The organism is [Phormidium] sp. LEGE 05292, from assembly GCF_015207735.1.
In the GTDB taxonomy this organism is placed as follows: Bacteria; Cyanobacteriota; Cyanobacteriia; order Cyanobacteriales; family Aerosakkonemataceae; genus Floridanema.
On the sequence record NZ_JADEWG010000116.1, the window covers coordinates 1 to 20,552 of the forward strand.

The 20,552-nt window shown below is 40.4% G+C and carries 18 protein-coding genes; 9 read left to right on the forward strand and 9 right to left on the reverse strand.

Features of this window, described 5'->3' with window-relative positions:
- Positions 1 to 24 precede the first annotated feature (24 nt).
- Entirely contained in the window at positions 25 to 777 is a 753-nt protein-coding gene (locus IQ264_RS24160) for a DUF2993 domain-containing protein (RefSeq protein ID WP_193983663.1), read from the reverse strand.
- A 97-nt stretch (positions 778 to 874) separates the two neighbouring features.
- Between IQ264_RS24160 and IQ264_RS24165 the strand changes: the two genes are divergently transcribed.
- Both IQ264_RS24165 and IQ264_RS24170 read left to right on the forward strand, forming a co-directional pair.
- A complete protein-coding gene (locus IQ264_RS24165) occupies positions 875 to 1,615 on the forward strand; it encodes a pseudouridine synthase (protein ID WP_193983664.1) in 741 nt (246 codons plus the stop codon).
- Between the two features lie 129 nt (positions 1,616 to 1,744).
- Entirely contained in the window at positions 1,745 to 2,533 is a 789-nt protein-coding gene (locus tag IQ264_RS24170; protein WP_193983666.1) for a helix-turn-helix domain-containing protein, read from the forward strand.
- 78 nt (positions 2,534 to 2,611) lie between these two features.
- Here IQ264_RS24170 and malQ read toward each other — a convergent pair whose 3' ends face one another.
- Positions 2,612 to 4,108: a 4-alpha-glucanotransferase gene (malQ, locus tag IQ264_RS24175; RefSeq protein WP_193983668.1), complete on the reverse strand. Its 1,497-nt coding sequence runs from the start codon at positions 4,106 to 4,108 to the stop codon at positions 2,612 to 2,614.
- A gap of 267 nt (positions 4,109 to 4,375) precedes the next feature.
- Here malQ and IQ264_RS24180 point away from each other — a divergent pair, with 267 nt between their 5' ends.
- Positions 4,376 to 4,807 carry an NUDIX domain-containing protein gene (locus IQ264_RS24180; RefSeq protein WP_193983670.1) on the forward strand — a complete coding sequence of 144 codons (432 nt, stop codon included), beginning with the start codon at positions 4,376 to 4,378 and terminating at the stop codon, positions 4,805 to 4,807.
- A 201-nt stretch (positions 4,808 to 5,008) separates the two neighbouring features.
- On the forward strand, positions 5,009 to 6,289 hold the full coding sequence (locus IQ264_RS33750) for a Rid family detoxifying hydrolase (RefSeq protein WP_228061774.1): 1,281 nt from the start codon (positions 5,009 to 5,011) through the stop codon (positions 6,287 to 6,289).
- Between the two features lie 70 nt (positions 6,290 to 6,359).
- On the opposite strand, the gene IQ264_RS24190 is transcribed toward IQ264_RS33750, so the two are convergent.
- A complete protein-coding gene (locus IQ264_RS24190) occupies positions 6,360 to 6,821 on the reverse strand; it encodes an MAPEG family protein (protein WP_228061775.1) in 462 nt (153 codons plus the stop codon).
- Between the two features lie 237 nt (positions 6,822 to 7,058).
- Here IQ264_RS24190 and blaOXA point away from each other — a divergent pair, with 237 nt between their 5' ends.
- Entirely contained in the window at positions 7,059 to 7,928 is an 870-nt protein-coding gene (gene blaOXA / locus IQ264_RS24195; protein ID WP_228061776.1) for a class D beta-lactamase, read from the forward strand.
- Between the two features lie 2 nt (positions 7,929 to 7,930).
- Here blaOXA and IQ264_RS24200 read toward each other — a convergent pair whose 3' ends face one another.
- Both IQ264_RS24200 and carB read right to left on the reverse strand, forming a co-directional pair.
- On the reverse strand, positions 7,931 to 8,425 hold the full coding sequence (locus IQ264_RS24200; RefSeq protein ID WP_193983672.1) for a DUF1772 domain-containing protein: 495 nt from the start codon (positions 8,423 to 8,425) through the stop codon (positions 7,931 to 7,933).
- Between the two features lie 253 nt (positions 8,426 to 8,678).
- Positions 8,679 to 11,984, reverse strand: a complete 3,306-nt coding sequence (gene carB / locus IQ264_RS24205; RefSeq protein ID WP_193983674.1) for a carbamoyl-phosphate synthase large subunit — start codon at positions 11,982 to 11,984, stop codon at positions 8,679 to 8,681.
- 97 nt (positions 11,985 to 12,081) lie between these two features.
- Here carB and IQ264_RS24210 point away from each other — a divergent pair, with 97 nt between their 5' ends.
- The 3 genes from IQ264_RS24210 to IQ264_RS24220 all read left to right on the forward strand — a co-directional run bounded on the left by IQ264_RS24210 (position 12,082) and on the right by IQ264_RS24220 (position 14,199).
- Positions 12,082 to 12,324 carry a hypothetical protein gene (locus IQ264_RS24210; protein WP_193983676.1) on the forward strand — a complete coding sequence of 81 codons (243 nt, stop codon included), beginning with the start codon at positions 12,082 to 12,084 and terminating at the stop codon, positions 12,322 to 12,324.
- Positions 12,325 to 12,358: 34 nt separating this feature from the next.
- Complete coding sequence (locus IQ264_RS24215) at positions 12,359 to 13,081, forward strand: hypothetical protein (RefSeq protein ID WP_193983677.1); 723 nt, start codon at positions 12,359 to 12,361, stop codon at positions 13,079 to 13,081.
- 131 nt (positions 13,082 to 13,212) lie between these two features.
- Entirely contained in the window at positions 13,213 to 14,199 is a 987-nt protein-coding gene (locus tag IQ264_RS24220; protein ID WP_193983678.1) for a CHAD domain-containing protein, read from the forward strand.
- Here IQ264_RS24220 and IQ264_RS24225 read toward each other — a convergent pair.
- From IQ264_RS24225 to phnD, 4 genes are all read right to left on the reverse strand, one after another.
- Positions 14,196 to 16,121, reverse strand: a complete 1,926-nt coding sequence (locus IQ264_RS24225) for an AAA-like domain-containing protein (RefSeq protein ID WP_193983679.1) — start codon at positions 16,119 to 16,121, stop codon at positions 14,196 to 14,198. The two genes, IQ264_RS24220 and IQ264_RS24225, sit on opposite strands and share 4 nt — an antisense overlap.
- A gap of 399 nt (positions 16,122 to 16,520) precedes the next feature.
- Positions 16,521 to 17,348 carry a phosphonate ABC transporter, permease protein PhnE gene (phnE, locus tag IQ264_RS24230; protein WP_193983680.1) on the reverse strand — a complete coding sequence of 276 codons (828 nt, stop codon included), beginning with the start codon at positions 17,346 to 17,348 and terminating at the stop codon, positions 16,521 to 16,523.
- A 16-nt stretch (positions 17,349 to 17,364) separates the two neighbouring features.
- Entirely contained in the window at positions 17,365 to 18,078 is a 714-nt protein-coding gene (locus IQ264_RS24235; RefSeq protein WP_193983681.1) for a phosphonate ABC transporter ATP-binding protein, read from the reverse strand.
- Positions 18,079 to 18,174: 96 nt separating this feature from the next.
- Positions 18,175 to 19,149, reverse strand: coding sequence for a phosphate/phosphite/phosphonate ABC transporter substrate-binding protein (gene phnD, locus IQ264_RS24240; protein WP_193983682.1), 975 nt, complete (start codon positions 19,147 to 19,149; stop codon positions 18,175 to 18,177).
- Positions 19,150 to 19,422: 273 nt separating this feature from the next.
- Between phnD and IQ264_RS24245 the strand changes: the two genes are divergently transcribed.
- Positions 19,423 to 20,552: efflux RND transporter periplasmic adaptor subunit (locus tag IQ264_RS24245; RefSeq protein ID WP_193983684.1), on the forward strand; the 1,130-nt coding region annotated here is incomplete at its 3' end.

Consider the following 20,552-nt stretch of genomic DNA (forward strand, 5'->3'; position numbering starts at 1 on the left):
CCTCTTCCCCCCAGTCCCCAGTCCCTAGTCACTAGTCACCGAAATGCTACCTCGACAGATTAATTGACCATTGCTTAAGGTGAGTTCCTGAATATCAACATCTGTGCCTAAGTCGATGGTTAAGCTGTCTAAATTAGGAGAGTTTAAGCCTAAGTTTCCTTGAAATTGGGGATTATCTAAATGTAATTGATTGCCGTCTGTGATTCTTACGCCAGTAGTAATTATGATTGGGTTTTTAGTATCCAGCAAACTGCCTTGGAGATGAATCTGATTGCCATCAACCGTAATTTTTTGCCAATGAATCTGGTGATTTCGGAAAGCTGGGGAATTTGTCCCTGCTGCTTTGAGCAACAATTGGAAAAATTCATTTAAACCGCTGATGAGTAGTTCGCTGTTTAAAGAAGCATTCAAGTCATCTTCAGATAAGAATAACTCACCTTGGGCGCGGATGGGTTCTAACAAACGTAAGGGTTTACCTTTGATTACTTGACCTAAGTTAACGCGAATATTTTCGGCAATTAACCCAATTTGTTGCAGGTGTAGACCTTGGTATACAGCACGACTCGTAAAAAGTGTTACTTTAGGAATGTAACCTGATAGGATTTGTCGATCGCCCCCCGCAATGTGAAGTTGGAGGTCTGCTACTTGCTCCACTTGCGATCGCAGCCACAATTTTACCGCAGGTGACAACACCTTACCAATAATTCGACTGCGTTGCTGGGGTAAGCTTTCCGTACTTTCTGTGCCTTGAACCTCATTTGCTGGGAGATCGAACATTACACACCACCTATGACGATACATTTATTAATGTAATATTTGTAAATAGTTTACTGATTCTGGAAAAAACCAGTTAGCCCAGCAGTCAAATTTAGGTATGGACAGGCTGCAAAAGTTACTTTCTCAGTGGGGTATCGCCTCCCGTCGTCACGCAGAAGAAATGATCCAAGCAGGTCGGGTGCGTATCAACGGCGAAATTGCTCATTTGGGGCAAAAAGCTGACCCATTGAGCGATCGCATCACCGTAGACGGTAAATTGATTAAATCGGCTAATCGTCCCCAACAAATTTACTTATTACTCAATAAACCAGGGGGAACAGTTTCCACCTGTAGCGACCCCCAAGGAAGACGCACTGTTCTCCATCTGTTACCCACCTCACTGCAACAAGGACAGGGAATTTATCCAGTGGGACGCTTAGATGCTGATTCTACAGGAGCCTTACTATTAACTAATGATGGCGAGCTGGCGTTCCACCTCACACATCCCCGTCATTGTATGCCGAAAACTTACCAAGTTTGGGTAAAAGGTCAACCTCCAGAAAATATTCTGCAAATGTGGCGTGAAGGAGTTATCCTAGAGGGCAAAAAAACCTTACCCTGTCAAATCAGGGTTTTAAAAACAGGGTCTAAGGGCGCTAGTACTCTCATAGAAGTGATTTTAAAAGAAGGGAGAAATCGTCAAATCCGGCGAGTAGCTGAACAATTGGGATATCCTGTAATTCAGCTGCACCGCACTGCAATTGGCCCAATTCAATTACAGTTACCTAAGCAGATACTTTTACCGGGAGAATACCGAAATTTGACAGATGTGGAAATAAATTTTTTACAAAGTCGGTAAATCCAGGGTAGATTTTTCTGTTATCAGTGTAGAGTTTTCATTGATGACAACTTTGCACAAAAAAGTTAAAAATATTTACCCAACCACCTTAGCGAGTAGATGAGCTAGTAAATGTCAAGGATGCAGTTGATGAAGACCAATAAAAGAGACGATTTAGGTTCTTATTTAGAAGAACAACGAGCCAAAAAGCTAGCGGAAATGGGTGAGTATCTACGTCACCTGCGGGAACAACAAGCCCTTTCCTTAGATGACGTAGCATCTATCACTAAAGTTCCGGCTCGAATGCTCAATGCTATAGAAGAAGGTAGACTGGAACCTTTACCAGAACCAGTCTATACCAAGGGTTTTATTAAACGTTACGCTGAAGCCCTTGGTTTGAATGGCTCTGAGTTTGCCAGCGTCTTCCCCACAGCGCAAGTTTTAACCGCCAAAAGGCAATTTTGGGGAGAGTTACCAGCCGCTCAATTAAAGCCAATACACCTTTATCTTTTATACATAGTATTGATTATCTTGGCGGTGACTGGGTTGTCACAAATGGTCGATCGATCTGCTCAACAAGCAGTACTTCCCACTGCCGAAAAACCACCTAGTACTAGTAAAAAGCCTGCCAATTCTAGCCCAGATCAAACAAAAGACAAAGTGGCGCTTGTCAGCATGAACGATGCCAACAACAGTTCTGAACCTGTAAAAGTTGGTCTGAATGTAACCTCTGACTCCTGGGTAAGGGTAGTCGTTGATGGCAAAAAAGACTTTGAAGGCACGCTTTCTCAAGGAACTCAGCGCACTTGGACAGCAAAACAAGAGATAGTTGTACGTGCTGGTAATGCTGGGGGAGTCATGGTTGCTTATAACAACGAAGAAGCCAAACAATTGGGAAGCCCAGGAAAAATCAAACAAGTGATTTTCAAAGCTGATTAATAGGGGCTAGGGGAGGAGAAGTCGAATTTAACTCTTCAACCTTCTCCTATTTATTCCCTTTTATTCCCCTACATCTCATCAAGCACGACCAAAAGTTTCCGTCAACTTTCTGAAGAGTTCAATTTCTCTGTAAGTTAAAGCACCTGGTAGATAACGCCACTCCCAGTTACCCACCCCTTCACTAGGAACATTCATCCTCGCTTCACTCCCCAGACCTAGAATGTCTTGTAAGGGAATAATTGCTTGATTTGCGATCGAACTATGGGCTAATCGAATTAAATCCCAGTGAATACCATCGTCAGAAACGCAACCTAAGTAGGCGAGTACACCTTGCTTTTCATGTTCGGGTAAGTTGTTATACCAACCGACCGTTGTATTATTGTCGTGGGTGCCTGTGTAAACTAGGCTGTTGCGTTCGTAGTTGAAGGGTAAGTAAGGATTACCAGCACCAGAACCAAAGGCAAAGTGTAAAATCTTCATGCCCGGAAATTCAAAATCATCGCGCAATTTTTCCACTTCGGGAGTGATTACGCCTAAATCTTCGGCTAAAACTGGTAATTTGCCAAATTTATCCCGTATTACTTGAAATAATGCGTCTCCTGGTGCTTTGATCCATTCGCCATTGATGGCAGTTTCTTCGCCTCTTTCCACTGCCCAGTATGCTTCAAAACCTCGGAAGTGGTCAACGCGAACAATATCAACGTAATCTAATAAAGATTGGAAACGCTCTACCCACCATTTAAAATTGTCTTTTTGTAGGTTTTCCCAATCGTAAATCGGATTTCCCCACAATTGTCCGGTTTCGCTGAAGTAATCTGGTGGTACTCCTGCCATTAATGCTGGTTCTTTGGTTTCTTCGTCTAAGCAAAAATATTCGGGATGTGCCCAAACATCGGCGCTATTATGGGCAACATAAATGGGGATATCGCCGATGATTTGAATGTTGCGATCGTTCGCAAAACGCCTGATATCAGACCATTGCCGGAAAAACTCAAATTGTAAGAATTTGTGGTAAATTATTTCTTCTGCTAATTCTTGTTCAAACTTTACTAATGTAGCAGGATCGCGTTCGGCTAATTCTGGTTCCCATTTATGCCAACTTTCTCCTTCGTGTGCGTCTCGCAACGCCATAAAAAAGGCATAGTCATCTAACCAATAAGCTTTACTGGTACAGAATGATTTAAATCGCTGTTGAAACTTTGGCGAAGTCTCTTTTTTAAAGTTTTCGCAGGCTTTTTTCAGCAGGGGTGTTTTGATTTGGATTACTGATTCAAAGTCTACTTTGTCTGCGGGAAATTGTGGTAAGTCAACAAAGTCTTCTTCACTCAATAAACCTTCATCTCTCAACCTTTCCGGGCTAATCAATAACGGATTCCCAGCCATCGCTGAAAAACACATATAAGGAGAGTTACCATATCCTGTGGGGCCTAATGGCAAAACTTGCCACAGTTTTTGTTTGCTTTGGGCTAAAAATTCTACAAAACGATAGGCTTCTGAGCCTAAGTCTCCCACACCAAAACGGCTGGGGAGTGATGTGGGGTGCAATAAAACGCCACTTGATCTGGGAAACGGCATAATTTACCTGAAAAAGGTCGAGCAACGGATATCTGTGAGATTATCACGGTAGAGTTGTGTTTAAACCTGACTCTCGAAAGGTTTTTTCTCTGACGTTTGGCACAATGATGGGTGTTGGGGATTAGGGATGACAGGCAAGATGCCTATCCTACAAGACTGGGATTTTTGCTTGTGATTAATCAATTATGTACGGGAGATCTGATTTGAAGCCCCTAGATTTATCTGTCGGATCAATCTAAAATCAAAAGTCTGAAATCTAAAATTCCCATGACTTACCGCAATCCTACTCCTACTGTTGATATCATTATTGAGTTGATCGATCGCTCTCAACGTCCGATCATCTTAATTGAGCGCAAAAATCCTCCTTTCGGTTGGGCTATTCCTGGCGGTTTTGTGGATTATGGCGAGTCTGTGGAATCTGCTGCTGTTAGGGAAGCTGAGGAAGAAACAAGCCTAAAAGTGGAGTTGGTGGAACAGTTTCATGTCTATTCTGACCCGAATCGTGACCCGCGTCAGCATACTTTAAGTGTGGTGTTTATTGCGACGGGTAAGGGGGAACCAAAAGCTGCTGATGATGCGAAGAATTTGGGGATTTTTGAGTTTTGGCAGTTGCCGGAAAATCTCTGTTTCGATCACGATCGCATTTTAAGGGATTATTGGCATTATCGGTTTTATGGTTTGCGTCCTCGTTTATTTTAAACCGCTCCAGACGCAGAGGAGGCGGAGAGTTTTTTTAACCACGAAGACACGAAGGACACGAAGAGAATTTTTTTTAACCGCAAAGGACGCAAAGAGCGCGAAGAGAAGAGAAAAGAAGAGAGTAGAAGAAGGAATTTGGGAATACTTGTTGATGGAGCGATCGCAAGTGTTATTTTTTAGGGTGCGATCGATTTTTGAATTATGGATGCAAAAGAACTTTTAAAAATGGATGCAGATGAACTTTTAGAAAGATACGCCAAAGGTGAACGAGAATTTCAAAAAGTAGACCTCAAAAACGTAGACCTCAGAGGTGCAGAGCTAAGAGAAATAGATTTATCTTATTCTGACTTGTCTGGTGCAAATTTACGAGGAGTAGATTTGAGTAAGGCAAATCTAACAGGTGCAAAAATACAAGGAATAGATCTCAGTAGAGCATCCTTAGTAGAAACAAATTTATCTTTATTAGAGGGTAGTGCTGTTGCTTTGTATTATGGTGGACCCGTAAATCGAGTGAACTTAATGGGAGCAAACCTCTATTACGCTAATTTAAGTGAAGCAACACTATCTGGTGCAGATTTGAGTATTACCAACTTCGAGAGGGCTAATTTTAGTAATGCAAAACTCTCTAGTGCAAATTTTAGTAAAGCTCATTTATTAGAAGCAAATTTAAATAGTGCAAACCTAAATTCTGTAGATATGATTCAAGCCAATTTGATTCGAGCAGACTTGAGTAAAGCAGAGCTTGCGGGAGCTAATTTCAAAGATGCTAATTTACAATCTGCTAAACTGCAATCAGTAAAATTGAATGGATTGGATCTTTCTGGTTTAAATTTAACTAATGCAGATATGAGTAATGCTAGGTTTGAGAATACAAATCTTAGAGGAGCTTGTTTACAAGGTGCCAATTTAGAGAAAACAGTTTTGCAAAAAGCTGATTTAATGAAAGCAAATTTAACAGCAGCCAACTTGAAGAAAGCTGACTTAACTGATGCAAAAACTTATGAAACATTGTTTGACGATGCAGACTTAACTGGTGCGATAATGCCAGATGGAGAAGTTTACATTCAGAAAGGATTAGAAAGAGTAATATCAATGGATCGCAAAATTATCTTTACAGAATCGGCTCCCTCGCCTGTTGGCCCTTATAATCAAGCAATTCTTGCTAGTGGACAAATGTTGTTTGTTGCTGGACAAATTGCGATCGATCCCAGATTAGGCGATGTTGTCTACAAAGATGATGTCACTAAACAAACTGAACGAGTTATGGCTAACATTGAAGCCATCTTAACTGCGGCAGGTGCTAAATGGTCAAACGTAGTAAAAACTTCTGTCTTCTTGGCAAACATGAATGATTTTACAGCCATGAATGCAGTCTATTCTAAATACTTTGATGAAGCAACTGCCCCCGCACGCGCTTGTGTAGAAGTCTCCCGTCTACCCAAAGATGTATTAGTAGAAATTGAGTGTATTGCCATGATTTAAAATTTGTCATTTGTGAAGTAGTGGAAGGGTGAAGTTTTTAGGATATCCGCCCTTCCTTAAGTTTCTTCAATTAGAAAATTGCCAAGCTAGTTAAAGCGACTAAGCAAGTTAATTGAATCCCTAAACTTAAAACCCGAAACTTTGGATCGATCCCAGCAATGTGAATTAATGAGTGTACAATCCGAAATGCGATGTACACCACAACTAGCACATCTACCACTGTTCCAGAAACACCCCGAACTGTTAGAAGGAAGACAACTCCCAAATACATAGGCAGGTTTTCTATTAAGTTGGCGTGAACTCGATATAATCGCCAAAGCAAGCTTTCGTCGTTCGGGGTAGCGAAATCTTTAACAGCTCCACCCGCAGCTAGATGACGAATTCTCACTGTGAGTAAAAGAATAACAACTACGATAGTCCACAAAATGAAAATAACTAAACCCCAGAGAGGAAAAGTCATTTCACTCACTAAGCTGGTAGGTATTTGTTGGGTGAATGCGAGCATTATTCCCGCTATTTGTTGAGTTAGCATCGGTTTATTAAATTAATGTTTGATCTCAGTATGGCGCGACTTAATCAGGATTTCATTTGTCATGATCAAATTCCTAATTCTCTAGTGCAGCACGGCAGAAATGATTGAGCAGTTGAAAACTTCTTAAAAGCTGAATATAAAAACTTTCTTCCCTTCTGCCTTCTGCCTTCTGCCTTCTTGCACTAGCTATAGCTATTACCACAAGTTCTAGAGCATAATCTGATGAGGAGATGATTTATGCAGTTAATCATTCGTAAGTTTCGGCAACAACTATCGAAAAGTTTTCTGACAAGCTTAATGGCGATTTTAGTTTGCTTTGTTCTATTAATTGTCAGCGGATACATAATGCCGATACATTCAGCCTTATCAGAGCAAAAAATAGCTCAACAGATTGATTTGGGACAATCATTTCGAGATTTAGGTGTTGATGGTTCAATTGTAATTTATGACAAAAATAACGCCCGCTTTTACGAACACAATCCATCTCGGAATACAACAGCTTTTTTTCCCGCTTCCACATTTAAAATCTTCAATGCGCTGGTGTCATTAGAAACTGGTGTAATTCAAGATGATGTTGCAGTTTTAACTTGGGATGGAATTAAACGTGATATACCAGCTTGGAATAGAGATACGAATTTGCGTCAAGCTTTTAAAGATTCAACTGTTTGGTTTTACCAAGTTTTAGCTCGGAAAATTGGTCATCAGCGAATGCGACAATTTATCGATCGCGTAGGATATGGTAATCGCCAAATTGGGACAGAGGAAAAGATCGATCGCTTTTGGTTAGAAGGCCCTTTACAAATTACCCCGAAACAAGAAATCGAATTTTTGCGAAAACTGGAAGGTAACAATCTTCCCTTTTCAGAACGCACTCTCGACTTAGTTAAAGATATCATGATTGTCGAGCGCACACCAACTTATACTTTAAGGGGAAAAACAGGTTGGGCTAATAGTGTTCAGCCGAATATTGGCTGGTTTGTCGGTTATTTGCAACAAAATAATAATGTTTATTTCTTTGCTACAAATATTGCCATGTCCAATGCTAATGATGCTCCTAAAAGATTAGAAATTACTCGTCGTAGTCTTAAAGCATTAGGGTTACTTTAAGCTTACAGTTTTAAAGATCGATCGCACAAAGCAAAAGTCAGCAATACTGCTGCTACAAGTGCCGCCAGCGTCCGAACATGATTCCAAAATGTCCAATCTTTGAGGTATCTAGCCCACAAATTTGCACCTTCAATACTTTCTGGTTTAACCTTTGCCAGAGCATCGTTTAGTGGTACATTAAAGGCGATCGTTACTAAAACCGTACCAATTAAATAAAGCAAACTACCAACGAGTAAGTAAACAGCACTACTTTGATGCCATTTTAACAGTGATAAAACAGTCAAAAACAGGCAAGTTGCCGCAGTTCCAAACAGCGCAATCATGAACAATGGATTAATTGCTGTAATATTAATAGATTGCATGGCAGCAATGCCTTCTTTCGGCTGTAGTCGGCTCAAGGCATTCATGACAAAAGTTGAAAAAGCAAAGAAAACTCCGGCGATTAATCCGCAACCTAATGCTGAGAATAACTTCAATGCAAAATAATCTTGTGACATCGGCTTATCCTCCTACTAATTGCATGATTTGAGTCCGAGCAAAAGCGATCGAATCTGCTAATTTTTGCCCCCCATACTCACAAAGTTCGCCTGCACGTACTCCTAACCTGCGTAGGCAGGTTTTGTTTTTATAGCCCGCGACTTTAGTCGCAGAGGCGACTTTTAAATTATCCTCTTAATGTTAATGATACTCGTTAAGAGCTAATAGGTAAGAGAAATTCCCCTTACCTATTACCTACTACCAATTACCAACCTACACCAAATATTCCTGAATTGCTTTCACATCTAATGGTGCAGATTGTAGCCGAGAAATTGCTGCTGCGATCGCTTTTGCACCCGCAATTGTTGTGATTACAGGTACTTTATAAGATAACGCAGTCCGTCGCAATAAACGGGCATCTGTTTGCGCTTCTTCTCCAGATGGGGTGTTAATAATTAACTGGATTTTCTCGTTTTTAATTGCGTCTACAATGTGGGGACGACCTTCATGCACTTTTAGCACTAATTCCACACCTTGTAAACCGCTGTCTTTCAAGACTCGACGAGTACCATCAGTGGCGACAATATGAAAACCTAATTCCATGAATTGTTTCACTACTGGAACTACTGCTTGTTTGTCACGATCGCTCATTGTAACAAAGACTGTTCCTGATAATGGTAGCTTTTCTCCGGCACCTGATTCTGCTTTGGCAAAGGCTTTTCCAAAGTCAGTATCTATGCCCATTACTTCACCAGTCGATCGCATTTCCGGGCCTAGTAATGTGTCTGTACCTGGAAATTTATTAAATGGTAACACGGCTTCTTTGACTGCAATATGATTGGGAATAATTTCGTGAGTCAATCCTAATTCTGCCAGGGTTTTTCCTGACATAATTAAAGAAGCAAGTTTCGCTAAAGGTTTGCCAATTGCTTTGGAAACAAAGGGGACGGTTCTTGATGCTCTGGGGTTGGCTTCTAGGATGTAAACTTTGGGAGTGTAGCTGTATGCGTCTGCGATCGCATATTGTACGTTCATTAACCCAATTACATTCAAAGCTTTGGCTAATCTGATAGTTTGATCGCGGATTACTTGCAAAACTGCTGGTGCTAAAGATGTGGTTGGTAACGTACAAGCAGAGTCGCCAGAGTGAATTCCCGCTTGTTCAATGTGTTCCATAATTCCGCCAATGATTACATTACCATTAGCATCAGCGATCGCATCTACGTCTACTTCTACAGCGTTTTCTAAGAACTTGTCAATTAACACTGGTTTGTCGGGTTCAACTTGTACCGCCAATGTCATATAACGCTGTAAGTCAGCATCAGAATAAACGATTTCCATCGCCCGTCCACCTAATACATAACTCGGACGTACTACTACTGGATAACCGATTTTTCCGGCAATTGTAATTGCTTCTGATTCGGAACGGGCAATCCCATTTGGTGCAGTTAATAATTGCAGTTTCACTACAATTTCATCAAACCGTTCTCTGTCTTCGGCAATGTCGATCGAATCCGGTGATGTTCCCCAAATTTTTGTTTCGGTGACGTTGTGTTTGGTCAAGTATTCTTGCAGAGGCACTGCTAATTTTAACGGAGTTTGTCCGCCAAATTGAATAATAATTCCGACTGGTTTTTCGGTTTCGATGATGTTAAGAACATCTTCTTTTGTTAATGGTTCAAAATACAAGCGATCGCTCGTATCATAGTCAGTTGAAACTGTTTCTGGGTTAGAGTTAACCATGATGGTTTCAAATCCAGCATCGCGCAAAGCATAGCTGGCATGACAACAACAATAGTCAAACTCAATCCCCTGCCCAATTCGGTTAGGCCCCCCGCCCAAAATCATTACCTTCTGCCTGTTTGAATCCATTACCTCGGATTCTGGCGGCAATAAAGTAGCACTATTTTCCTCTTCTGTGGTACTGACACAACCTAATTCATAGGCTGAATAATGATAAGGTGTAAAAGCTTCAAATTCTGCGGCACAAGTATCAACGGTTTTATATACCGGAATTACCCCTATATCCTTGCGGTAATGACGAACTTCGTCTTCGCTGGTTTTGGTAGCAAAGGCAATTTGGCGATCGCTAAATCCTTGCTGTTTAATCGCATACATTTCCTCTTTACCAATCTGTTGCAAAGGTGTGCGTTTCAAGAATTTTTCGGTTTCGAGTAATTCCTGCATTTTATCCAAAAACCAAGGATCGATTCCTGTCAGTTCGTAAATGTCTTCTACTGACATTCCTAACTGCATTGCATGACGAACCGTGAAAATTCTTTCTGGGTTCGGGGTGCGTAATTGAGCGCGAATATGTTCTAAAGATGGTAGTTTTTCTTGTTTGTCGCAACCCCAACCAGCCCGCCCAGTTTCTAAACCGCGCAATGCTTTTTGGAAGGATTCTAAAAATGTCCGTCCAATTGCCATTGTTTCCCCTACAGATTTCATTTGAGTTGTTAATACTGGTTGAGTTCCGGGGAATTTTTCAAAGGTAAATCGGGGGATTTTTGTAACTACATAGTCAATGGTTGGCTCAAAGGATGCAGGCGTTTTCTTGGTGATATCATTATTAATCTCATCCAGTGTGTATCCTACTGCCAACTTAGCTGCAAATTTAGCAATGGGGAAACCAGTTGCTTTAGAAGCTAAGGCGGAAGAACGAGAAACACGGGGGTTCATTTCAATAACAACTATTTCTCCATTTACTGGATTTACGGCAAACTGAATGTTAGAACCTCCAGTCTCAACGCCAATTTCTCGAATGATTTTGATTGAGGCATCCCGCAAGCGTTGATATTCTTTATCAGTTAAGGTTTGGGCTGGGGCAACGGTGATCGAATCACCCGTATGTATGCCCATTGGATCGAGGTTTTCAATGGAACAGATAATTACTACGTTATCTGCCAAGTCTCGCATTACTTCTAATTCGTATTCTTTCCAGCCCAAAAGTGATTTTTCAACCAAAATTTGCGAAACTGGACTAGCATCAATACCTGATTGGGAAATTTCTTCAAATTCTTCTTGGTTGTAGGCAATACCACCACCAGTTCCACCTAATGTAAATGCGGGACGAATAATTAAAGGATACGATCCAATTTGATGCGCGATCGCTCTGGCTTCGTTAAGATCGCAAGCAATCCCAGAAGGACAAACATCTACCCCGATCTTCTGCATTGCTTCTTTGAATAATAAGCGGTCTTCGGCTTTTTCGATCGCTTCCAATTTCGCCCCAATTAATTCCACACCATAGCGTTCTAAAGCCCCATTTTTTGATAAAGCTACAGCTAAGTTTAATGCCGTTTGTCCGCCCATCGTTGGCAATAAAGCATCAGGTCTTTCCTTCGCTATCACCTTTTCAACTATTTCAGGCGTTAAAGGTTCAATGTATGTGCGGTCTGCTGTCTCTGGATCGGTCATAATGGTGGCTGGGTTGGAGTTGATCAACACCACCTCATAGCCTTCACTCCGTAACGCCTTACAAGCCTGAGTGCCAGAATAGTCAAATTCACAGCCTTGACCAATTACAATTGGGCCGGAACCCAACAACAAGATTTTCTTAATGTCATTGCGACGAGGCATACTCTTTGCTTTATGTTACAACTATACAAATCCCACTCATTTTAAAGGCATTCCCTCCTTTTAGCTGTGGGATTTCATTCTAGTTTTATAAGTTTCGATGACAATTGGAAAAGAAAGGCAGAAGGCAGAAGGCAGAAGGGAAGAAAGTTTTAAGTTTGTAGGGGCGGGTTTAGTAGACAATACTGTAATCGCAGTAGAAGAATTAACAACAAAACCCGCCCTGGAGAGAGTTTTTGAATTCTCCTCCCTTCTGCCCCCCAGTCCCCAAACACATAAACCTATGCAATTTAGTATTAAAACAATTGCGATAATTGCATCTGGTTTAAACTTAATGGTATAGGGTAAAAGCAGCTATCAATAGGTGACAATTCTTTATGCTGAAATTGGATACTTTTATCTCTGATGAACTTTTATTTGCTCAACCTCATCCCTTAGCAGAAAATAACAGTTTGTCTCTGGCTGCTTTTGAGGGTGCAACTTCTGACGAAGAAGTTTGGGAAATACAGAAACGCGATCGCATTTCCGGTTTACATAAACGCATCTCGCCTTTAGATTATGCCAAAGTCTGGGAATACTGGTGGTGTATTCCAGGGAGAATGTTGCTACCGGAAGATATGGAAGTTCTCAGAAGCGATCGCCAAAGAATTGAAACTATTTTAGAACAACTGGTTTGGTTATTGGGCGGACATTGCTTAGGAATAAATTCTCACTTTGATAGACAAAATCAACCGCTTTATGATTGGCAAGAAGTTTTGCAGTTTGTTACACAGTCAGGATTAACTGCTGATGTGATAGATATTGATTTCTTCCCAACAAGTTTGCAAAGAAATAATAAGCCGATCGCAAACATTCCCCAAGAAGAAATTTCTCACTATATTGCCATTGAACCAGCACATCTACATTTGGAATTTTTCTCATTGCAACCCATAGATGGAGGGTTTAAGCTACAAGAACCAAAACCTTTGTGTAGCTGTCAAATTTGGACTGGTAAACCATTACTCAAAAATATGAAAACGGGAGAAACTTTTACTCGTTATGATTTGTGTATTTCCTCTCCATACGATACAATAGGAATTCCTTCGGCAATATTCCTCTAAAAATTAAATTTTTTCTTACCAAAAGCAGCGTCATATTTAGCTGAGTTACGCGATCGAGTAAACCTTTTTGCGATCGAATCTTCAAAAATAGATTAGTAAACTCAATGTTGCATCTAATTCCATGCGAAACAATGATGACATCAAATAACCCAAAAAAACCTAATACTTTGGGCGACTGGGCTTATATTGCCGTTGAAAAACACTTCAACAAAACAATTAAGCACGAAGCAGAAGTCCTCAAAGATCAAGACCCAGAAGCCTTACATCAAATGCGTGTCGGAATGCGTCGCCTCAGAACCGCAGTCACAGGTTTTGCACCAGCCTTAGATTTACCACCAGCAGCCCAAGAAAGACAAATTGGTAAAATAGCTCGCATTTTAGGTGAATTGCGAGATTTAGATGTACTCAAAGAAGCATTAGAAAATAAGTACAAAGCTGCTTTACCTAAGTCAGAGCAAAAAGTGATTAACACTGCCTTAGATTATCTGGAAACCAAACGCAGCGAAACTTTTAAACTGGTCAAAAAGACTTTAGAAGTAAAGTCAAGTTATCAGAAACTAAAGCAAGCTTTTCAGGATTGGTTTAAAGAACCAAAATATCAAGTAACAGCTCAATTACCAATTCTAGAAGTGTTACCAGATTTATTGTTACCAGAAATCGGCGAGTTTTTATTGCATCCAGGTTGGTTAGTGGGAGTTGAAACCAATGAAACCAAAATTCGCCCAAAAGCAAATTTGAATCATCAAGAGGTAGAAGAACAATTACACCAACAAGGAGAAATGCTGCATGACTTACGCAAACAAGCAAAACGAGTGCGCTACCAATTGGAATTATTTACCGATTTTTATGGCGAAACTTATGCAGCTTACTGCCAAGATGTCAAGAAAGTTCAAGAAATTTTAGGAAATATTCAAGACAGTATGGTTTTAGGAGAATTTCTCACAGAAGCTTTGCAAACAGAAAAAGCCAAATTACCTGAAACCCTGAGTAAAGAACTAGCAGAAACTCGCTACCAAGCATGGCAAGAATGGCAAGTTTTACAAGCGCGGTATTTAAATTTCCCAGTTCGTCAAGGTTTCCATAAAGAACTGTTACAACCTCAAGGTTTACCAGATTAAAATTGCTGAAAATTAACTTGATTTCGCCCTAAAGTTTTAGCTTGGGCAAGAGCTTCCTTGGCTTTACGAAATAAGCCATCTGAATTAAGATGGCGCTGCGGAATAGTGCTGGTTACGCCTAAACTTACAGTTAACACAGGAGCCGGAAGACCGCCAATTTTAGAATCGTGACTAATAGCTAAACTTTTTACTTTTTCCCTAATTCTTTCGGCAACTTCACAAGCAATGTTGGCATTAGCATTGGGCAGAATGATGCCAAATTCATCTTCTTGATAACGGGCGACAAGATCGTGAGATTTTCTGACTAATTGACGCATTACCTCTGCTATTTGCCGTAAACCATTATCCCCAGCTTCCGAACCTTGAGTTTTATTATAAATTTTGAAAAAGTCAATATCGCATAAGATTATAGACAAAGGTGATGCTTCTTTAGTTAACTTTTGCCATTGTTCTTCTAGATATTGTTCAAAGTAACGACGATTAGCAAGTTGCGTAAAATCATCTATGTCTCGGAGACGACGTAATTCTAAATTTTCTCTTTCTAACTGGATAAAATTGTCATTGAAAGAACCATTAGGGACAATTACTTCTTGGCTAGGTAATACTTTTCTCGCAAAATAGAGGCGATACAATTCACAACTAGGAATTACGCGATCGCCATCGATATTCACCAACCCTATACTCTCTAATTTATAAGCTAGTTTAGAATCTAACGCAACAGGTTCCTCACTTCTCATTACCTGTTGCAAAGCTACTTCTAATCCTGGTTCTGCTTGCACTGTCGCTAAACTATAGCGCAGATACTCTTCATAAATACCAGATTCAGTCCCCGCCTGTTGCAATAATTCTTTTAATGCCACATCTTGGCGATATAAGTGATAGAAAGCTAATTGCACTAAATAAGGATGCCCTCCTAACAAAGTCATTAATCTTTTAGTTTGCGAGCGATCGGTCCAATCTAAGTTATAGCGTTGTGCTAATTCCTGAACTTGCTCAGTAGTTAAAGGTGGTAATTTTAGAGGTAAGCCAATGTTAAATGGTGATTGATTCAGCTTAATTGGCACATAAATTTCTGTGGAATAGACTACTACGAAACGCAGCTTTTGCCAAACTTGAATATACTTAGCTTGTTCGTGCCAATAACGTAGTAAAGGCAGAAATTCTTGAGCAATTTCTGGATACTCAAAAATTCGGTTCACTTCATTTAAAACTAAAACTAAGGGAGTTTGAATTTGCTCCAATAAATAAGATTGCCAATAAACAGTGCAACTTACCTTACTGCCAATTTCCTCATCCCAGTAATTATCTAATCTTGATTCTAACTCTAACTCTCGGCTGACATTAGCACTAAACCAACGCAAAAATTTATCAATTGTGCTTAAAAATGCTGTGTCAGCTTGACGAAAATCTATACTGACAGTGCGATAATTTAAGCTATCTGCATGAGCAACAACACGCAACACTAAGGAACTTTTTCCCATTTTTCGGGGAGCTTTAATTCGTACTAAACTTCCTGGTTTAGTAATCTCTTCATAAATAAGTTCTTCTATTGGTGGTCGGGGAATGTAAAATTTAGAATTTATTGCCAAAGGCGCACCAGGAAATTCTATTGTTAAAGAATTAGAAGAATTGTTAGCATTACTAAAATCTCTAATTAACTGCTGCTGAGTTTTGGTAAGTTGGCGGGGCTCCAAAGTAGCACGAAAGTTATATTTTGTAATTGTCTCTCCCAAAAATTCACTGAGCAATGCCCATAACTCAGAAGCAGTTTTTCGCAGATATTCATCGACATAATTACCTTCTGCTGCCATCCGCGAGTATGTTTTTCCCTCCCAAGCTTGATGCAATACCCATTCTTGCAGCGATGTCAAGGGTTTTTTCTGAGTAGCATTCAACAATTGTACTAATTCATATATAGTCATTGTAAAAACAGATTAAAATACAACTTGCGCCCTGATTAATCACCTATTATAAGAATTATCTTCAACGAAGAACTTCGGACAATAAGGCTGAAAGCCTCAGCCTCCAAGGAACGAAGGCTTATACAAAGCTTTTTCACTTGTTTTTAACTGTATGGTGGTTTATGCCGTACTGGACTAGTGTATAAATTTTGATTAGTCCATATAATGTTGTTGGTAATTTTACTTACCTGGCTTTTTGAAAAAATTGATTTTATATGGAATTAGTATTATAACCTTGTAAGGGCATTTTCGATCGCCTAAATTTCTGATAATTATCAGTAACTTTGGTTGGGAAATTCTATTTAATTCTCAGTAATAAGCTATACATAATTTTATTATTTACTTAGAATAAAAATTAGGTTATTTGTTCTTGTGAGTAAAACGATAGCTGGCTTCCAAACGTTGGCGTAATTTACTACTAAGAGCATCGATCGCTGTCACCACAACCAATAATACCAACATCATTGTTGTAGCTTTATTGTACTCAAAACCTTTAATGTAGTTAACCAGTTCAAAACCAATACCCCCGGCTCCCACTACTCCCAGTACAGAAGCGGCACGAATATTGTACTCAAACATATACAGAGTGTAGCCTAAACCCAAAGGCAACACTTGAGGCAGGATGCCATATTGTGCTATTTGTAACCACGAAGCGCCACAAACCTGCAATGATTCAATAGAACGAGGATCGACTGATTCGATCGCTTCTTGATAAAATTTTGCAAGATATCCAATTGTGTAAATACCGAGAGCTAAAGTTCCCGCAGGTGCGCCAAGTCCAGTTGCAGCAACAAACAATAATCCTAAAACAATTGAGGGAATAGAACGCACTACATTTTGTAAGAAATTAGCGCAGAATTGTAACCAGCGAGGTGCTAAATTCCGAGCCGAAACAACAGCTAAAGGTAAAGAAAGAATTGCGCCAATAGTGGTTCCCCAAATAGACATTTGAATTGTCTCAATTAAGCGGACAATGGCAATGTCTAATATGGATAGATCGGGAGGCCATAAACGGGTGATAAAATCTACTATATAAGGCCAGCTATCTTTAAGAAGTTTTAAATCAACTTGTAAACCTTGTAATGCCCAAGCATAAACGGCAATCACAGCCAATACGATTAATAGCTGTTTTACCAATTTAAATAATAAAGGATGTTTAAATGTGAGAGTTTTGAATGTTTTTGTCATTGCTTTTACTTCAGTTTTAACCAGCTTGCAAAATTTCTGGTAAGTTATGGCATTTGCCATCATAAATAATGCGTCCGGCTTCTAAGACGATCGCTCTTTGGGCATAAGCAGCAGCCAACGCCAAATCATGCAATACTACCACAATTGTCATCCCCTGTTGGGCGTGTAGTTCAGCTAAAGTTTCCATTACTTGTTTAGCTGCCAAAATATCTAAACCTGTAATTGGTTCATCAGCCAATAATATGCGAGGATTTTGAATTAAAGCTCTGGCAATTGCCACTCTTTGTTGTTGTCCACCACTTAAATAAGCAGTTTTTTGGTAAGCGTGTTCTTTTAAACCTAAGCGATCCAAGAGTTCTAAAGCTAAACGGCGATCGCGCTTCGGAAACCCCCACAAAGTTTGCCAAGCTGATAAACTCCCCAAGCGTCCACAAAGCACATTTTCAATTGCCGATAATTGGCGAATTAACCCTCCACCCTGAAATAACATTGCAATATCAGGACGATGTTTTTGTTTCTGATTTTGCGCTATTCCATTAACTTTAATTACTCCCTTCTCTAAAGGAACTAAGCCAACTATGGAACGTAATAAAGTAGACTTTCCCGCCCCATTTAATCCTAATAAACTGACAAACTCTCCCTGTTCTATTTTGCAGCTAATATTGTTCAAAATCGGACGATTCAGATTATTACTATAGGGAGTTGTTATTTTTTCACATTCGATCGTCATTGGTTATTGGTAGTTAGTAGTTGGGAGTTAGTGATTGGTCATTGGTCAAAAGATTAAATGTCACAAATGACAAATGACCAATAACTAATGACAAAATTACGGTTCAATTCCGGCGCGTTTCATTGCTTCCCGCATCGGTTGTAAATGAGAAGTGTTGTTAACTTTTACCAAACTTGTAGAATTGTATAAATTTCTCAGCAATTGATTATATTCTGGTTTATTCAATTCCATCAAAGCGTTAATAATTTTCTCACGCATTGCTGGAGAAACACTATCATCAATTGCCACACCATGAGCAGGTACACCGGAAATAGCATAAAGTATCCGCAAGCGACTTGCTTCTTGGGGAGTGATATAAGGTGCGCCAAGGGTGTATTCAGAAACAGCTGCTACATCTGCTTGTCCCCGTAGAACGGCTTGCAATGCTCCACTATAACCGTTTCCGTAGCTAACTTGGCTAAAGAAACTATTAAGGCGATCGCGATTTTCTACTAAATCCAACTTAACTAACTCTCCCACAGGGAAAATAAATCCGCTACCCGAAGTTGGAGAAGTGAAAGCGATTTTCTTCCCCCGTAATTGCTGGAGAGTTGCTGGAGAATTCCCACTGCGTAAAGGGCTATCTTTAGGAACTACAAATATGGATCTGTAAGTGTGTCCACCAGAATAATTCGGACGTACTTCAGCTAAATACAATTTAGCATTTGCTAACTGTTCTGCTTTAATTGCTGGACGACTGCTTAAAAACGCTACTTCGGCTCGATTTGCTCGTAAAGCTTCCACAGCAGCAGTATCATCTGCGACTACTGCCTCTACAGGCATACCCAATTTCTGGGAAAGGAATTGAGCGACAGCATTAGCTTTTCGCTGTAAATCAGCATTATCACCACGAGCAGGAAAAACAATTCTAACCTTTTTTAAAGGTGCTTGAGCAAGGGTGTTTTGTAACTTTTTAGGAAGAAGATTTGGTGCTTGTGCCCATGACTTCTTCCCCGTAGTGTTCCAAGTCAAACTCGTTAGGGCTAAAGCTACCACACTCACACCAAGTACGAATTTTTTTTTCAGACCCATGACTAACCTTACGATGAAAACTAAGTGTTTAAACGGCGTTTATATTATATGAGCTAATTGAAATAAATTTTCACTTATTTGGTTAACTATTGAGATATAAATGCAATAAAACTCTTCTGTCGGTGGTAGCAACAGGACTTAAGCAATTAAAAGTTCTGAGCAAACCATACTAGAGGTGTAAGCTGAAATCTGCTCTTTACGGTTATTCTAGGTTAAGGTTAACTTTTGTAAAGGGTTTGAGCTTGGCAGTTGTGCAGGAAGTCTAAAGAAATCATGAAAAGAGCCAAGGAGAAAATTTCATATTCGTATATTTTGGCTTTTGGCTTTTGCCTTGCGCCGCTGCTGGTCAGTTTTATGGGCTGTAGCGGAACGCCCAAGGCAGAAGCGGAAGCACAAAATCGACCACCTGGAACCCAGAGAGGAGGCGAAAGGGGGCCGACCTCTACACCAGTGGATGTGGCGATCGCACGTCCAGGTGTTATCCAGGAAGCACCTACATATATAGGTACAACTAGACCAGCGCGGGAAGTCTCTTTGCGATCGCAAGTAGAAGGGCGATTGCTGAACCTGAGCGTTAATGTTGGCGATCGGGTAAAGCGGGGTCAACAACTCGCGCAGTTGGACAATACATTATTATTTACTTTGGTGACACAGGCAGAAGCCGAACTAGCTACCCGTGACTCAGAAGTAGCACGCGCCAAAACCTTAGTTAGCAACGCTAAAGCTAAAGCAGAACAAGCTAAAGTCACGCTCAAACAAGCCCAGACAACCGCAGCAAGGCGAGAATTTCTGCAAAAACAAGGGGCAATTTCTCTGCAAGATGCAGAATTAGCCAGAACCGAAGCCCGCACTAATGAACAAGCAGTTCTAGCCGCAGAAGAACAAATTCGCACGGAACAGCAAGCAGTTGCAGCCGCTCAAGGTAGAGTTGCTGCCCAAAGAGCCGTCATTGCTGAGTTAAAAGAACGCTTATCTTACGCCAAACTCAACTCGCCCATTGATGGGGTAGTTATTGAACGAACCAGCGAACCGGGAAATTTGGTACAACCAGGAGGAGAGGTTTTAAAACTGGGAGAGTTTAATCAAGTAAAAGTGGTAGTTCCACTTTCCGAATTAGAATTGCCAAATGTTCAGGTCGGGCAGTCGGTACAAGTACAATTAGACGCTTTTCCTAATCAAACTTTTAGGGGTGTAGTTGCCAGAATTTCTCCTGCTGCCGATCCCACTGCGAGGCAAATTCCCGTAGAAATTTTAATTCCGAATCAAAATGGGCAAATTAGTAGCGGTTTATTGGCAAGAGCCCAATTTACGCAACAAACTGCACCCAAGGTTTTGATTCCAGTAACGGCGCTGCAAGTTTCTAGAGGCAGAGGCGGGGGAGCAGAGGGGCAGAGGGGCAGGGG

Bases quoted from the DNA above. Each gene is read 5' to 3' on its own strand.
- IQ264_RS24210 (WP_193983676.1), top strand. From the start codon at position 12,082: ATGACAATTGGAAAAGAAAGGCAGAAGGCAGAAGGCAGAAGGGAAGAA.
- IQ264_RS24220 (WP_193983678.1), top strand. From the start codon at position 13,213: ATGATGACATCAAATAACCCAAAAAAACCTAATACTTTGGGCGACTGG.
- IQ264_RS24165 (WP_193983664.1), top strand. From the start codon at position 875: ATGGACAGGCTGCAAAAGTTACTTTCTCAGTGGGGTATCGCCTCCCGT.
- IQ264_RS24190 (WP_228061775.1), bottom strand. From the start codon at position 6,821: ATGCTAACTCAACAAATAGCGGGAATAATGCTCGCATTCACCCAACAA.
- blaOXA (WP_228061776.1), top strand. From the start codon at position 7,059: ATGCAGTTAATCATTCGTAAGTTTCGGCAACAACTATCGAAAAGTTTT.
- carB (WP_193983674.1), bottom strand. From the start codon at position 11,984: ATGCCTCGTCGCAATGACATTAAGAAAATCTTGTTGTTGGGTTCCGGC.
- phnD (WP_193983682.1), bottom strand. From the start codon at position 19,149: ATGGGTCTGAAAAAAAAATTCGTACTTGGTGTGAGTGTGGTAGCTTTA.
- IQ264_RS24160 (WP_193983663.1), bottom strand. From the start codon at position 777: ATGTTCGATCTCCCAGCAAATGAGGTTCAAGGCACAGAAAGTACGGAA.
- IQ264_RS24170 (WP_193983666.1), top strand. From the start codon at position 1,745: ATGAAGACCAATAAAAGAGACGATTTAGGTTCTTATTTAGAAGAACAA.
- IQ264_RS24180 (WP_193983670.1), top strand. From the start codon at position 4,376: ATGACTTACCGCAATCCTACTCCTACTGTTGATATCATTATTGAGTTG.
- malQ (WP_193983668.1), bottom strand. From the start codon at position 4,108: ATGCCGTTTCCCAGATCAAGTGGCGTTTTATTGCACCCCACATCACTC.
- phnE (WP_193983680.1), bottom strand. From the start codon at position 17,348: ATGACAAAAACATTCAAAACTCTCACATTTAAACATCCTTTATTATTT.
- IQ264_RS24235 (WP_193983681.1), bottom strand. From the start codon at position 18,078: ATGACGATCGAATGTGAAAAAATAACAACTCCCTATAGTAATAATCTG.
- IQ264_RS24215 (WP_193983677.1), top strand. From the start codon at position 12,359: ATGCTGAAATTGGATACTTTTATCTCTGATGAACTTTTATTTGCTCAA.
- IQ264_RS24200 (WP_193983672.1), bottom strand. From the start codon at position 8,425: ATGTCACAAGATTATTTTGCATTGAAGTTATTCTCAGCATTAGGTTGC.
- IQ264_RS33750 (WP_228061774.1), top strand. From the start codon at position 5,009: ATGGATGCAAAAGAACTTTTAAAAATGGATGCAGATGAACTTTTAGAA.
- IQ264_RS24225 (WP_193983679.1), bottom strand. From the start codon at position 16,121: ATGACTATATATGAATTAGTACAATTGTTGAATGCTACTCAGAAAAAA.